10 protein-coding genes are annotated in these 15,128 nt (G+C 58.7%); 1 reads left to right on the top strand and 9 read right to left on the bottom strand.

What is annotated here, in order from left to right:
- Positions 1-347: 347 nt before the first annotated feature.
- Positions 348-1,217 (top strand): phosphatase PAP2 family protein, encoded by an 870-nt coding sequence (locus G485_RS0111635; protein ID WP_027092705.1) that lies wholly within the window; start codon positions 348-350, stop codon positions 1,215-1,217.
- A gap of 79 nt (positions 1,218-1,296) precedes the next feature.
- Here the strand turns inward: G485_RS0111635 and yajC are convergent, their stop codons facing one another.
- The 9 genes from yajC to G485_RS0111590 form a co-directional block, all read right to left on the bottom strand.
- Positions 1,297-1,674: a preprotein translocase subunit YajC gene (gene yajC, locus G485_RS26140; protein WP_051318205.1), complete on the bottom strand. Its 378-nt coding sequence runs from the start codon at positions 1,672-1,674 to the stop codon at positions 1,297-1,299.
- Positions 1,675-1,692: 18 nt separating this feature from the next.
- Positions 1,693-2,829 (bottom strand): tRNA guanosine(34) transglycosylase Tgt, encoded by a 1,137-nt coding sequence (gene tgt / locus G485_RS0111625; RefSeq protein ID WP_027092704.1) that lies wholly within the window; start codon positions 2,827-2,829, stop codon positions 1,693-1,695.
- A 101-nt stretch (positions 2,830-2,930) separates the two neighbouring features.
- Positions 2,931-3,983, bottom strand: coding sequence for a tRNA preQ1(34) S-adenosylmethionine ribosyltransferase-isomerase QueA (gene queA, locus G485_RS0111620; RefSeq protein WP_027092703.1), 1,053 nt, complete (start codon positions 3,981-3,983; stop codon positions 2,931-2,933).
- On the bottom strand, positions 3,980-6,085 hold the full coding sequence (locus G485_RS0111615) for a SpoIID/LytB domain-containing protein (protein ID WP_169732313.1): 2,106 nt from the start codon (positions 6,083-6,085) through the stop codon (positions 3,980-3,982). The genes queA and G485_RS0111615 overlap by 4 nt, the downstream gene beginning before the upstream one ends.
- A 2-nt stretch (positions 6,086-6,087) precedes the next feature.
- A complete protein-coding gene (locus tag G485_RS0111610) occupies positions 6,088-6,549 on the bottom strand; it encodes a thiol-disulfide oxidoreductase DCC family protein (protein ID WP_027092701.1) in 462 nt (153 codons plus the stop codon).
- Positions 6,546-7,550 (bottom strand): Holliday junction branch migration DNA helicase RuvB, encoded by a 1,005-nt coding sequence (gene ruvB, locus G485_RS0111605; RefSeq protein WP_027092700.1) that lies wholly within the window; start codon positions 7,548-7,550, stop codon positions 6,546-6,548. The genes G485_RS0111610 and ruvB overlap by 4 nt, the downstream gene beginning before the upstream one ends.
- A gap of 39 nt (positions 7,551-7,589) precedes the next feature.
- Positions 7,590-8,216, bottom strand: a complete 627-nt coding sequence (ruvA, locus tag G485_RS0111600) for a Holliday junction branch migration protein RuvA (RefSeq protein ID WP_027092699.1) — start codon at positions 8,214-8,216, stop codon at positions 7,590-7,592.
- Positions 8,213-8,716: a crossover junction endodeoxyribonuclease RuvC gene (ruvC, locus tag G485_RS0111595; protein ID WP_027092698.1), complete on the bottom strand. Its 504-nt coding sequence runs from the start codon at positions 8,714-8,716 to the stop codon at positions 8,213-8,215. The genes ruvA and ruvC overlap by 4 nt, the downstream gene beginning before the upstream one ends.
- A 156-nt stretch (positions 8,717-8,872) precedes the next feature.
- Entirely contained in the window at positions 8,873-15,046 is a 6,174-nt protein-coding gene (locus tag G485_RS0111590) for a PKD domain-containing protein (protein WP_027092697.1), read from the bottom strand.
- Between the last annotated feature and the right edge of the window lie 82 nt (positions 15,047-15,128).

Below are 15,128 nucleotides of genomic sequence, written 5' to 3'. Positions count from 1 at the left end.
CGGTGCACGAACCTTCCTCTGCTATGCGGAAGAGATGGCGACGCGCGGGATACAGTCAGCGTGTAGGAAAATACGGAAGAGGCCAAGGGGACACTCTCAGATGGAAGAACCCGACTGATCGAGTCTACAGGGGGAGAAGGAACATTCCCGTCGGTAGCACCTACTGGCATTTTCCCAAGGACAGCCCAAGATCGTAAACACCTATTTTTCGTCCCTTCGGGCCGCTCCCGCGCTTCGCTTGGGCTGCGTCCCCCACCGGGACCATTACATTCAGTTTTCAAGGTACAAAAATCATAAGAGCAACCCCCAAATCAGGAGCTGCTCTTAGCATACAAGGGGGAGACGTTGTGGCCGCTTTTGACTCCATGATGTCCATCGTGGTTTATTCGGTTATCGCCGTCGCGCTTCTGCTGTGGTTCGGCACGGGCCGGCATCCTCTCGCCCCGGCGGGCGCTTTCGTCAAGTCGCTGGTTACGTCGCCCATGTATTTAGGCTACTTCCTGGCGATGCTGGCCATCCTGATCCTCAACAAATTCGAGTTGAAGCTGGAAGCCCTGTTCCCGGTAAGCTACAATCTGACCCGCGCCCTGAGCGGCTGGGAGGGAAGCTGGCAAGGCGACTTGCAGCGCTACCTTCATTCGGACGCGCTTACGCTCGTTTGCGCGTTCTTTTATTTGGTGTCGTTCCAGTCGACGTTGGTCGCTTCCATCGGCATCTATACATACGAACGCAATTTCAAGCTTTATTATGCGTTGTGCGTCGCCGTGCTGCTCAATTATTTGATCGCTCTCCCGTTCTTCCTGTTCGTGCCCGTGGACGAGGCCTGGTTCGTGTCGCCCCAAATCCATTTTCTGATGCTAGACGCATTCCCGCGTTTCGAAGCGGACTATCGCCCGCTGTCGGGGCTCGACAATTGCTTTCCAAGCCTGCATACGTCCCTGTCGGTTACGATGGCCCTGCTTGCCGCGCGTTCCGGCAATCGCCGCTGGGCCTTGTTTGCGGCGGTGAACGCCGTCACGATCGTGTTCTCGATTTTTTATCTCGGCATTCACTGGTTTACGGATATGATCGGCGGACTGTGCCTGGCCGCCGCGGCGACCGCGATCGGCTTGAAGGTCGGCGAACGGGCCGATCGCCGCCGTTCCGCGCTCGATCCGGACAAGACGGGTTTTCGGCGCAAATGGTTCGCGGAGGCTTCCCGCTCTTCGGGCTCGTGAGCGGCAGACGAAAAAAAGCCCTTCCCCTGCGGTCGTCCGCAACGGGAAGGGCTTTCGTTATGGTGGCGGCGGGGCTTGCTTACGCTTCTCCCTCGGCCTTCGCTTCGGCTTTGGCATCGCCTTTGGCCTCGGCCTTCGACTCGGATTTGGTCTCCGCTTTGGCCTCGGAGCGAGCCGTGACGTTATTGATGGCCGAGCGGTCGAACGTCAGCTTCGTAACGTCGTTGACCTTCAACACGACCGTATCGTCCGTAATTTCCGCGATCGTGCCGTGCAATCCGCCGATCGTCGTCACTCTGTCCCCTTTTTTGAGGGCCCGGAGCATGGCATTGCGCTCTTTCGATTTCCGCTGCTGCGGACGAATGAGCAAGAAGTAAAAAATAACGAACATCAGCACGAACGGCAACAGCGTCATCAGCATATTGCCGCCCCCGCCGGAATTATTGGCTAACAGCATTGTTGTCCCCTCCTCTCGTTAAAATCCGCTTTCGTTGTCGGCCATGCCGTATTTCTCGAAAAACTCGTCCCTGAAATCGCGAAGCCGGTCCTCCCGAATCGCTTCCCTGACCTGTTCCATCAGATGGACCAGGAAATGCAGGTTATGAATCGAAGTCAAGCGGAGGCCGAACATCTCGTCCGCCCGGATCAAATGGCGTATGTAAGCCCGGGAGTAGTTGCGGCACGCGTAGCAGGAGCATTCCGGATCGAGCGGACCGAAGTCGTTCGCGTACTTGGCGTTCTTGACGACAAGGCGGCCCTGGCTCGTCATGGCTGTGCCGTTGCGCGCGATTCGCGTCGGCAGCACGCAATCGAACATGTCGATGCCGCGCATGCTGCCTTCCACCAGCGCGTCGGGCGAGCCGACGCCCATGAGGTAACGGGGCTTCCCGCTCGGAAGCAGCGGCACCGTCTCCTCCAGCATCTCGTACATCAGATGCTTGGGCTCGCCCACACTTAGTCCACCTACAGCATACCCCGGAAAATCCAGGGAAGTCAAATCCCGCGCGCTCATCTGGCGCAGATCCTTGAACATGCCTCCCTGCACGATCGCGAACAGTCCTTGCTCGTCCGGACGCTCATGCGCCTTCAGGCAGCGCTCCGCCCAGCGGCTCGTGCGTTCCGTCGATTGCTTGACGTAATCGTACTCCGCCGGATAAGGCGGGCATTCGTCGAACGCCATTATTATGTCCGAGCCGAGCGCGTTCTGAACGTTCGTCGCAATCTCGGGAGAGAGGAACAGCTTGTCGCCGTTCAAATGAGAGCGGAATTCGACGCCTTCCTCCCGGATTTTGCGCATCTCGCTCAGGGAGAACACCTGAAACCCGCCGCTGTCGGTCAGAATCGGGCGATCCCAATTCATGAACTTGTGGAGGCCGCCCGCCTCGCGCACGAGCTCGTGACCGGGGCGAAGGAACAGGTGATACGTGTTGCTGAGAACAATCTGCGCGCCCAGCGCCTTGAGCTCTTCCGGGCTGACGCCTTTGACCGAGGCCAGGGTGCCGACCGGCATAAACGTCGGCGTATCGATCGCGCCGTGGGGAGTATGGACGCGCCCGAGACGGGCTCCGGTCTGGGCGCACGTCTTGATCAGTTCGTAACGAATGGCTGACATGGCTTAAGCTTGCCTCCTGGGAGTCTGTCCGTAGGACAACTTGGAATCAATGATACGATTAGGAGATTCTGCATCCATCCATTTGGTCCGGACAGAGGCTCCTAGGTGATGAACATCGCGTCGCCGAAGCTGAAAAACCGGTATTCCCGTTCGACCGCTTCCCGGTAAGCGTTCAGAATCGCCTCGCGTCCCGCCAGCGCGCTGACGAGCATGACGAGCGTGGAACGCGGCAGATGGAAGTTGGTGAGCAGCGCGTCAACGACGCGGAAGCGGTAGCCCGGATAGATGAAAATATCGGTCCAGCCGCTGCATGCCTCGATCGCCGAGCCTTCGAACCGCTGGCCCACCGTCTCCAGGGTTCGGGCCGAAGTCGTGCCGACCGCGACGATTCGCCCGCCTTGCTCGCGGGTCCGGTTCAGCAGGGCCGCGCTCTCTTCGGACACCGAGTACCATTCGGAGTGCATCTCGTGCTCCCGAACGTTCTCCACGGCGACCGGACGGAACGTGCCGAGCCCGACGTGCAGCGTAATCCGGCACAGGTTCACGCCCTTGCGCTCAATCTCCTCCAGATACTCCTCGGTAAAATGAAGCCCCGCCGTCGGCGCGGCCGCGGAGCCTTCATGCTTGGAGTAAACGGTCTGATAGCGTTCGCGGTCTTCAAGCCTTTCCTTTATGTACGGCGGCAGCGGCATCTGCCCGATCCGGTCGAGCAGCTCGTGGAAGATGCCTTCGTAGCGGAACCGGATTTGCCTGGCGCCCATATCCCCTTCTTCTTCTACGACCGCGGTCAAGAGCGGTTTCATCGAAGTTTCCGGAGCGATGCCGAAATGCAGCTCGGCTCCCTTGCGAATTTTTTTGCCCGGGCGAACGAGCGCTTCCCAGGCGTCGCCTTCTATGCGCTTGAGCAGCAGAAGCTCGACTTTGGCGCCCGTATCCGCCTTGACCCCGTACAGACGGGCGGGAAGCACCCGCGTGTCGTTCAGCACGAGCGTATCCCCGGGATTCAGGTACGATTTCAGATCGGTAAACGTCCGATGCTCCGTTTTCCCCGTATCCTTGTGAAGCACGAGCAGACGGGAAGCCGTCCGTTCCGCGAGCGGCGTCTGCGCGATCAGCCGCTCGGGCAACTCAAAATCAAAATCGCTAACGTTCATTCGGAGACATCCTTCTCGATCTTTACATTCTTGTAGTAGTATAACAGGATCGATTGATAGTCATACCCCTGGTCCGCCAGCCCTTTGGCGCCCCATTGGGACATGCCGAGCCCGTGGCCGTAGCCTTTGCCGCTTATAATAAACTCAGGGGTCGTCGTGGCCGCCCGCAGCTCGCCTTTGGCGCCCAAGAGGATCAGATTGCGGTCCCCGGCCTGGGCGCGAGCCCCGTTCGCCCCTTCGATCTGCAAGGAAGACGCATCCGAGGGGAATTCCTTGCGCTCTCCGTTCGCGCCGAGCACCGTAAACCGGCCCGTCTCCTCAATCTCGAACAAGGTGCTCCTGATTCCGCCTAATGCGCCCCTCAAATTGTCCGGTACGCCGACATCGACGGGCTTGCCGTTGACGGCGATCTCCGCCGCCCGTCCGGAAGGGCCGCGCTTCGATACTTCGAGCGTCGTCAGATTCGTCAGCTTCGTCTTGGCCCGCTTGTTGATGGAGGTCAGAAGCTGGCTTGCGGTTAAAGGACCTTCAACCCAGCTATAGCTCGTATATTCCGGAACGCGCTTCAGCACGACGACTTTCTCTCCCGCGTTGGCGGTGGCGATCGGAGCTGCGGTTGCCGAAATTTGCGGACTCGGCCGAACCGCGACGCCGTTGCCCGTCACTTCGTAAAGCGGGATGCCCGCTTCGTTCTTCGTCCCGCTATCCTTGAGCAAATCGCTGCGGATGTAGCCGATCTTGCCGCTGGACAGCACGACCCGATACCAATCGAGCTTGCCCTCCTGCGGGCCGGCGTCCGGACTGGAAACCGCGCTGGCCAGATACGGCGTGTCGTTGCCCCAAGCTTCGGTCAGATTGTCGGCCGTGATGCCTCCGGCGTTGGAAGAGAACACCGCCTCGACGATTTTCCCCTGGTAAGTCAGCACTTCGCCGGCTGTCGCGTCGACTGCCGCGATCGCTTGTGCGTTCTCGCTCGCCATGCCGGTGTACGTCTGACTGACGGTCGTATCGACCACGTCCGCGATCTGAAAGCCGGCGCCCCTCGCCAAAGCGTAGGAACGGGCCGCCACGGCTTGCGCCTTCTGGGCCTCGAGCGGCCAACTCGCGACGACTTCGGAGCCGACGACCGAGTACAAATATTGCTCCAGCGGCAGCTCGTTCACAAGCGCGAGGTTGTTGTTGAGCACGCTGATCTCCATGCTTCCGCGATACGTTCCTTTGCTTCTCTCCGCAACCTGAATGCCTTGGTTGCCGGCCGGATCGACTCTCAAGGCGATCCCGGCCGACTGGGGCAGCGCATACAGCGGCGACGTTTGCGCGGCCGTTCCGGAAGTCGCGTCGCTTCGCACGACGACGTACGGATCTCCAGCGTTCGGGATTCGGGCCGTCTGTCCGGCCGCCGCGGCGGCTTGCTGAAGCGCCTCGAGCCCCGCGGGATCGGAGGCTTGTCCGATCCGCACATAATAGGCAACGCTTCCGTTCGCAGGCTTGCGCGCGAGGAAAGCGTCCAGTCCCGCGGCGCCGATCCGGGTCAAGGCCGCGGACGCTTCCGCTTCGCTGGCGTAAGGGCCCGCTTCCACCGCCCAAGGACCGACGACGGAAGCGGCCGTTAGCGATTGCATCCCGGCCGTCACACCCGCGTTCGTCCATTTCGTCAAAGCCGCGGCAGCCGCCGCAGCCGTGCTGTAGTTGCCTTCCGTCACCTGGTAAACGGTCTTGCCGTTCTTCTTCAGCGCCGTGACGAACCCGGCTTTGGAAGACGCCTGCACCTTCTTGAGCACGGCAATCGCCGTGCTGTAATCCGCCGTCTCGAGCAGCTTCGCGCGATAGCCGTCCACGGCGAAGCGCAGCGTCTGTCCGGCCGCGGCCGAAGCGACCGGAACGCCGTTCAGCGACAGCTTCATCGCTCCCGTCGAACCTAGCGTGACAACGGGCGTGAGCGATTGGTATTTCGACCCGAGGTCCACGAACAACGCAACCCGGATTTGGTCCGGAACCTGAACCGCTTCCGCCACGGCTCCGGTCGATCCCACGGCGACGGCCGCAAGCAGCGCGCCCAGCATCGCCGTTTTCCCCAACAACAGGGTCGGTCGTTTAATCATCATCATTTCCCTCCGTCGGATGGTTTCGTTCGCGGCAGGGTGCATACTCCATCCGCGCAGGATTCGTTCTTGCCGAACAGTTGATAGCGATATCGGGCGACGAGCCGGTACAGCCATCGGCTAACGCCTCGGAAGCCCGGCCATTCGCCGACGATGCCGAGCCAGCGAAGGGAAGGAACGTCGCGCAACAGCCGCAGGACGGCGTCGGCTCCTTCGAACACGCGCCCCTGCTCGTCGGTGACGTGCATCCGGGCGGCCAATTGAGCCGGCTCGACCCCGGCGATCGCCGGCCATGGCTTCGTCTCGCCGGATATCAGCGATTGCAGCGTCACCCATTCTAACGTCGAAACGGTGTCGATTTGTTGCAATTTGGCAGCCGTCGCCAGGCAAAGATTGCATTCGCCGTCATAGACGACGAACAGCTTCGGGGGCGCCTTGCCTTCTTCGCCCCGCGGCCCGCTCACGGCTTCTCCGGCACGGGCAACCCCAAATGCCGGTAAGCCGCAGCGGTCACGACGCGCCCGCGCGGCGTTCGCTGCAGGAAGCCGATCTGCAGCAAGTAAGGCTCATAGACGTCTTCGATCGTCTGGGCCTCTTCCCCGATGGATGCCGCGATCGTATCGACGCCGACGGGCCCGCCGCGATAATTGGCGATCATCGCTTGCAGCATCTTATGGTCGATGGCATCAAGCCCCATCGGATCGACCTGAATGCGTTCCAGCGCCTCGTGCGCCAAATCCTCGGTAATGATGCCGTCGCCGCGCACCTGGGCGTAATCCCGCACCCGCTTCAGCAGCCGGTTCGCGATCCGCGGCGTTCCACGCGAGCGCCTGGCGATCTCCCTCGACGCCTCGCCGATAATGCCGATGCCGAGCAGATCCGAAGTCCGCGAGACGATATAGGCGAGCTCTTCTTCCGTGTAGAACTCCAGCCGGCTAACGACGCCGAACCGATCCCGCAACGGCGCGGACAGAAGGCCCGCCCGCGTCGTCGCGCCGATCAGCGTGAACTTCGGAAGGTCGAGCCGCACCGAACGCGCGCTCGGCCCTTTGCCGATAATGAAGTCGAGCGCGTAATCCTCCATCGCCGGATAGAGCACTTCCTCGACGGTTCGGTGCAACCGGTGGATCTCGTCGATGAACAGGACGTCGTTCTCCTGCAGATTGGTCAGAATCGCCGCCAGATCCCCCGGCCGCTCGATGGCCGGACCGCTGGTCGTGCGGATGTTCACGCCAAGCTCGTTGGCGATAATGTTCGACAGCGTCGTCTTGCCGAGTCCGGGCGGGCCGTACAGCAGCACATGGTCCAGCGCCTCGTTCCGCAGCTTCGCCGCCTCGATATAAATTTTCAAATTGTCCTTCACTTGCGCCTGGCCGATATATTCGGCCAAATATCGCGGACGCAGGCTGAACTCCGCCGCCTGGTCTTCCATCATCAAATGAGCGGTGACGATTCTCTCTTCCACCCGCGAGTCCTCCTCTCCCGCTGCCGCCTTGCTGTCAACCTATCCCTGGAACAATTGCTGGAGCGCCCGCTTCATCAACGCGTCCGGCGACTCTTCCCCGGTCACCTGGCCTTTCATCGCGTGCCAGGCTTTGTCAAGCTCCGCGTCCCGGTAGCCGAGACCGGCCAACGCTTCGCGGGCGAGCGCCCAGTTGGAATCGCCGGATTCGGCTGCCGGGCCCGCTTCCATGGCGAGTTGCACCGAGGATGCGGCGGTCCAACGGTCGTCCACGGCGCCCAGCTTGTCCTTCAAATCCAGAATCATGCGCTGCGCCGTCTTCTTGCCGATGCCGGGCAGCTTCGTCAGAAATTGAATATTTTCCGACTGAATGGCCGTGGCGATCACTTCCGGCCGGCCGCCCGCAAGCGCGCCGAGCGCCACTTTGGGTCCGATTCCGGAAACGTCCAGCAGCCGGCGGAACAGCGATTGCTCCTCACGTGTGGGAAAGCCGAACAGTTGAATCGCGTCTTCGCGCACATGGTGGTGTATGTATAGGACGATCGGCTCCTCGCTGCGAGCCAAAGCGTAAGGGTTGGGCGTAAACACCCGGTAGCCGACGTCCCGCACGTCGAGCACGACGTACTCGGTCTCGATATGGACCACGCGGCCCCGCAAAAAATCGATCACGTTGGCGTCACTCCGTTCATTCTGTCGTTCAGGACGATCGAGTGGGCGTGGCAGATCGCCACGGCGAGCGCGTCGGCTACGTCGTCCGGCTTCGGTACGGCGGGCAGCTTCAGCAGCCGCCGAACCATCTCCTGCACCTGCTTTTTCTCGGCGCCTCCATAGCCGACAACCGCCTGCTTTACCTGCATCGGCGTGTACTCTCCCACCGGAATGCCGCGCTGCGCCGCCGCCAGCAGCAGGACGCCCCGCGCTTGCCCCACGATAAACGCGTTCGTGACGTTTTTGCTGAAAAAAAGCTTCTCCACCGCAATCGTCTGCGGCTTGTATCGGTCCAGAAGCTCGCAGGAAGCGTCGTAAATTTGAACGAGTCTCGACTCGGTCGGCGTATTCGCCTCCGTCTGAATGCTGCCATACTGAACGGGAACGATCCGGTGGCCGATCTTGTCGACGAACCCGAAGCCCATAATCGCAATGCCGGGGTCGATCCCCAAAACCCGCATGCCCCTGTTCCCCGCTCTCTGCTCTATAAGTTCCAAAGTAGATTATAGCAAATGTTCGCACGAATGAGAACAAAGAGACGAACATGGGTTTCGGTGAAAACGACAAGCGCCCGTTCCAACGTTTCGGTCGAACGTCGGCGGAACGGGCGCGGGGGGCTAGCGTATTCGATGGACTCCCACGTAATCGTCGACTGTGTCTTGGATGCGGATCGTCGCCTGGGCGGTTTTGACGACTCCGTTGCTGTAGGTGACGGTGAAAACGAACGTATAGTTTCCTTCCGGCAGATCCTTTAGCTCGAACCCGGCGTCCTTGCTGCCGAGCGTCTCCGTCCAGACGCTCATGACCGGAGCGTTCGTAGGCTTCAGCGCTTTGCGCAGCCCGCCTCCGGCATCGGCGACGATGCGGACGGCTTTGGTCGTTGAGGTTCCGGTATCGGTCGCCAGCGCGTCCAGCACGAACGCCTCCCCTGCCCAAAACCAATGGGCGGGCCTCTCCGCGCCGGGATGCTCGGCGTTGTAATGGAGACGGTTCGCCTCCCATTCGTCGGTATGGCGCACTTGGCCCGTCAAACCCAGCGGCCAGACGCGGAACGTTTTGCTTTTGACGACTTCGGGAGCGATGCGGTCGCTGACCTTCAGCGTGGCCGTCCACACGCCCGGAACGTCCGAAGTCAGCGTTGGGCCTGTCGAAGCATACGGATAGCTCAACGTGTAACGGAACGTTTCTTTCGTGCCGGACGGCGATTCGATCTCGTAGGTGACGTCCAGCGTGTCCCGGTCCGGATCGTCGACCGCCGTTTGGAAGACGACCCGGTCTCCCTCGTAGATCAAGGCGGGTGACCAGTTAAAATCCCCGGTGGGCGGCTGATTAAGCCGGAAATACTTCGGCTCGCTCCACTTCTCCGCCCCGTCGTAGGCATCGTAGACAAGAATCCGGATGTACATCACCGGACCCCGAGGCAAATCGACATTCGGCGTCCAGCTCGTGCCGGTTCCCGTTACTGTGGCCGAAAGGATCGGGTCGCTTTGGTTGACCGAGTAAATGCGCAGGTCGACTTTGCTTTGCGGATCTCCGTCGGCATCGGTGTACGTCCATTGAAAAGTCGGCCGCTGCGTCGTAAACTGGGTCGGCGAGCTCGGGCTCGTGCTTGCGGGCGTGATCACTTCGCCGGCCGGCTTGCGGTTCACAACCGTAACCGTATGCGTTGCCTCGGCGCTTAGTCCGACGCTGTTCGTGACCACCTGGCGAATCTGCATCGTGCCCAGCGAGCTGAAGGCTTTCGTCCACGTCGTTCGCACGTTGCTTTGCAGCGTCTCTGCGTCTCCGGCTGTCGCGTTCCGAATGTAGTACGCATGCGCCAAATTCGTCCGGTCCCCGTCTTGCGGATCGCTGGCCGTCGAGTCGATCGTCACCGGCACGCCCCGGTACGTCGTGGTCGGCGTTACCGTAAATCCGGCGACCGGCGGATAGACGTTCCGGACTTTAAAATATTTCGGCGCGCTCCAGTCGCTTAAACCGTCAGGCTGGCCGTCCGAAGCTTGCACGATGACGAACAGCGTCTGGTTCTGCGGCAGATCGGATGTAGCGGTCAGCGTCCGAACGTTGCCGCTTTTGACTCCGTAATCCTGCAGCAGCGTTGCCGCTTGCGACGCACCGTTGTAGCGATAGACCTTGACCTGGTACGATGACTGGAAATCCCCGTCCGCATCCGTGAAGGACCAAATGAACTGCGGGCGAAGGGAATTGAGCATCGCCGGGTTGTTCGGGTCGGCGCTGGCCGGCGTCGTCACCGTCACCATCGGCTTGCGGTTGATGACCGTCACAGTATGGATCGCCTGCGCGGAGAGACCGAAGCTGTTCGTCACCACCTGGCGGATTTGGAACGCGCCGCCTTCGGAGAAGCGCCTCGTCCAGGTTGTCCGCGTGGACGGCGTTTCATATTCCGGTCCATTGGTCGTCAAGTTCTTGATGTAATATTGATGGATCAAATTTTCCCGGCCGCCGTCCTGCGGGTCTCTCGCCGTCGAGTCAATCGTAAAATCGACGTTCCGGTACGATGTCGCCGGCGTCACCGTAAATCCGGGAATCGGCGGCTGCGCGACAATACCGTTAACTGTCACATCCACCGCGACCCAACCGCTATCGGCACCGTATTCATCCGTTACGTTAAGCTCGAAGACATAGTTCCCTTTGGACAGCTTTTTCGGCTGGCCGTCCGTATAGACGTCGGAATTTTTCAGCCGGTAGCGCCAATGGCGGTCAATAATGCCGTGGTTCGATCGATAGTCGATGCCCGTATTCTCCGTGGAATACGCTCCGGTCGCCGGATCGTAGCGGTCCGGGTCGTAGGAGTTATCCGTATACGAGATGGACTGGTCCGACCCTACGGTGACGCCGGGGACAGCCACCGGCCTGCGGTGAACGCGGATCGTACCGGTGACTTCGTTCGATTCCTTCCGATAGCCGGCAAAGACGCTGCTCGGGTACGGATAGTCCGGAATCGGATCATCCTTCGTCTTGAACTTGAACGTATACTCGCCCGGCAGCGGAAACGACATCACCGGCGCTTTCACCGATTTTCCGCTCTCGCTCCAGATTCCTTGCGGCTGCAGGAACACGTTCGGGTTGTGGGTATACGTCCATGTTTCGTCCGCGCTGATCCGCGGGTCGCCTTCCGGATCGTCGAACGTTACGTCGTATTCGATCACCTGACCGACCAGCGCAACGCCCGTGATGCTGCCGATCTTTTGGCCGGACACTTCGGTAAAGGCATTCGTAAACGTAACGCCCGGCTGGCCTCGGCTGATGACGCCGAACTTGCCGCTGGTCCAGCCCGTTTCGGCGATCGTGGCTTGCTTCACCTTGTTCACGTAGACCGAAAATCCGCCGCTCTCCGGAACGAAGCGGACCGAATACGTCTGACCGGCGACGAGCGCGAACGACTTCGAGAATACGGTCGCCGCCGTACCGTTTACCGTCTTTTTCACCTTCAGCTGTCCGCCTTCGAACTCCGCGCTGTAGTAATTCTTGGCGTCTTGCGCGAGGTACACATACCCGGCACCGGCGGTCGAAGCGGTGCTCGGCTTCAGATCGCCTTGGAAGCTGTATCCTTCCGGAATGACGCTGCCGATCCACACATCCGAGGACGGCGTTCCGATGTCGTATGCTTTCGGATAGGTAAGTGCTCCGGTTGCCTTGACCAGGTAGAGGTTGGATTTATAGGTGCTGCTATCGGAGTACGCATAGCCCTGGATCAAGTACGTCTGGTCGCCAATCGGAATGACATTTAACGGGTACATTTTTGCATCCGGGTGGTTGGCATCCTTGGTCGTCACCTTTCCGCTTCGGCCATCCGCCGAGATGGTTGTCCCGGATACCGAATGATTCACGACCAGATACGTGTCCGGATCGAAGGTGACAAATTCAAGCTGCGGCGCGCTTGTGCTCGTTGGATGGAACAGCGAAATATACGTTACCAGACCATCCGAGCCGTTTAAAATAGCGATGACCTGGTTCGTGGCAGTGCCTTTATCCGTCGAAAGAGTATAAAGGTTTTTGATATCCCCTGCCGGCGTCATAACGTACGCGACTCCAGAGTCAGAAGTCCAGATGTTCCCCTTTCCGTCCACCGTGTAGGGGTTTCTCGGGTCGAGGAAGTATTCATAATAAGCAACGGGGGTCCCAACGGTCTCTATATACTGAAGGTAACTTGGAACTTCAAATTGCCTTATGACTTGGCCTGCAGAGTTGTGAACGACAATGTAGACTTTTCCCAAGTATTCAATCGACGAATAATAATTTCCGGTATCGTCTACACCGATCAGATGAAGACGAGTCGAACCGTCGCTATTCGGCCAGTATGTTGCGAAGGGGAACTCAAGAACGCTTTGCTCGGCTAGAGTCAAGTTGTTGTAAGTTACCCAATCAGCACCGCTATTGCTTTTGTAATAAATCGATTGATTGTTCTGGGAGATATAAAAGGGCATCTTCCTGTATCGTTCACTTATGTCGAAATACCCGTAATAATCTTCGGAGGAGCTTAAATCATACGAGATTCGACAAAGCGAAGTCGAACAATCGTAGCTGGAACCAGGTTGAGTATTAGCAATTAATCCCTTGCTGTCGGCATAGAAATTGTTAAAATAATACATCGTGCTGTTCACCGTGTCTTGCATTCTATCCCCGATGTTCAGAGGCCCCGCCACTAAGTCGCCATTTTCTCGGTTAAAAATATACGTATAGGGATCAAATTTACTTCCGATAAACGACAACGATGTGGCGCGTACCAAGAGATAGATTCTGTCGCCCTTGACCATAACGGATGTTATAGTTTCGCTGTTGCTTGCGACAACCCCGTGATTATTCGCCATCGTCCAAGTATTCTGCCATCGAACATTTAACTGCTTATCATATGAAGTCAGGACGGCGGTACTTGTCGTCGATCCTCGGCCGACCGAATACACGTATTTCTCATCCGCGAAAAAGATCGTGTTCCGGTCGTACGTTCCCAGAAGGCTAACCGTTGGGTTGTTCTGAAGGCTGGCGTAGAGCGTTCGGTTAACGAAATCTTCTCCGTAATACTTGTCGTCTGCCCCGAAGTTTTCATTAAACATCCCAAAGTCCGATTTATAGCTCTTCGTTGATAAATTACCACCCTGAAGCACCCAGCCGGACTTGTCGCCGGTTGCACCAGTACCGAGAGAGGCGATGGTCCCGGAGTTGTACAGCTCGTCCATCGTGAGCGGCTTGCGCGTGTCCGGTTCCGTAACAGGCGACGACGTTTTGACGTTCGCGGTCGGCTCCAAATTCAGAATGTTGAGCGTACGTTCGCTTTCCGTTTGCGTATCGCTCGTCCCGCAAATGTTGCCGGTCTCGCAAGCCGTCAAGCGGAAGAGGTACTTGCCGACCCGAGATGGATTGCGGAACGTATAGGTATCCGAATCCCCCTCTTGGAGCGTCTGCCAGGCATCATCGGAGAAGCCGTTGTTGTTGGCGTCATATTTCATTTCGAATTTGTACGAGACGATCGCATCGCCGTCCGGACTGAACGACTTGCTCTTGATGATGGCCGTGCCCAAGCGGGTATCTTCCGGCGGAACCAAGAGCAAGGCGACCGGCGGATCGTTCGGCACAACTTCGATTTGATGCGTCGCTTCGTCGGACAGAACGCCCGCGCTGTTCTTGACGTTTAGGGTAATGGTATACGTTCCGGGCGTGTCGTATTTCTGTACATTATAGACAGGGTCCGTTTGGACGACGTGATGGTCCCACGTATACGATACGATCGGTTTGTCCTGCCAATCCCATGATCTTTCGCCGGTAATCGGGTAAGGCAACGGCTGGCCGGCTTTCACGCGGCTCGGTCCGGTAATGACCGCCACAGGACCGCTCGGTCCGGGTGGGGGCGGCTGACTCGTCAGCTGCAGCGTTTGCGGCGATAACCACCCCGTCGATCCACAACTGCTGAAGACCTGGATGAAGATCGTATGCAGGGAATCGTACTTGATGACGGGTGGATACGTATCGGCGGTATACATGCTGTCCGTTGTCATCCCGTAGACATTCGGCGTGAAATAGGTTTGACCATCCGGGCCCACAATCTTATACCGATGCGATTGATAGGTGCAGGATTTCAGCTGAAAATCTTTGGGCCGCAGCGTAAAGCTGTCTCCGTTATTGATCACATTGCCAGGCAGGATGTCAAAGCTCGCGGTAACGCTCCCTGGATCGGCAGGTACGTCGGAAGAGTTCTCGTAAAAGAATGTGACCCAAGCTTCCTCTTGGCCCGTTTTCAGGCTCGTGGTCACGGTTTTGGAACCCGACACGGTGTTGCTGTACGAGCTGTAGCTTAAACTGCTACCCACAACGGTTCCATAGCTCGTGTCCGGGGTTACGGTCCGGGTGTCCGGAAGCGTCTTGACGGAAATGCTGCTCTCCGAGGACTGGCTGAACGATCCGGAAGACGAGTTGCGAACCATGTGCCGAACGTGAATCGTACCGGCTGCAGCATTGGACTCGTAGTAGAGATTTATCTGCTTCTCGTCGTAAGAACCGTCGTAATGGGTTGCGGGCGGAGGACTGGTACTCTCGATGAAGCTGCCAGGCTTCCCGTCGATAATCTCCTTGTAGCCAACGTACGTATAGTTGGAGATGTTCGAAACGCTCGTCGTGTATGACTTGCCGCTCTGCATCGACTTGGAGGTTCCGGAACCGAGGCTATCTCCGCTGCGGGTAAAGGGCTTCGTGGTGAGAAGGCCGTCGAGCTCGAACTCGAAGACGACGGGAAAGTAGAAGCGATAGCCCGTTTTTTCGGTTCCACAGGTGCTCATGGTGCACTGAATTCGGTATGCATTGGCAGTTTGAAGAAGCCCATTGATAGTGACGGGAATCTTAGCGGTACTTGTCCCTTTC

It is taken from the genome of Cohnella thermotolerans DSM 17683 (assembly GCF_000429825.1).
Taxonomy (GTDB): domain Bacteria; phylum Bacillota; class Bacilli; order Paenibacillales; family Paenibacillaceae; genus Cohnella; species Cohnella thermotolerans.
Note: the sequence above shows the minus strand (reverse complement) of the source record. Positions and strands in the feature narration are given on the sequence as shown.

What these genes read in the sequence shown, in the direction of transcription:
- G485_RS0111590 (WP_027092697.1), bottom strand. Translation starts at nt 15,046, where the DNA reads ATGAGCACCTGTGGAACCGAAAAAACGGGCTATCGCTTCTACTTTCCC.
- G485_RS0111615 (WP_169732313.1), bottom strand. Translation starts at nt 6,085, where the DNA reads ATGATTAAACGACCGACCCTGTTGTTGGGGAAAACGGCGATGCTGGGC.
- yajC (WP_051318205.1), bottom strand. Translation starts at nt 1,674, where the DNA reads ATGCTGTTAGCCAATAATTCCGGCGGGGGCGGCAATATGCTGATGACG.
- ruvC (WP_027092698.1), bottom strand. Translation starts at nt 8,716, where the DNA reads ATGCGGGTTTTGGGGATCGACCCCGGCATTGCGATTATGGGCTTCGGG.
- tgt (WP_027092704.1), bottom strand. Translation starts at nt 2,829, where the DNA reads ATGTCAGCCATTCGTTACGAACTGATCAAGACGTGCGCCCAGACCGGA.
- queA (WP_027092703.1), bottom strand. Translation starts at nt 3,983, where the DNA reads ATGAACGTTAGCGATTTTGATTTTGAGTTGCCCGAGCGGCTGATCGCG.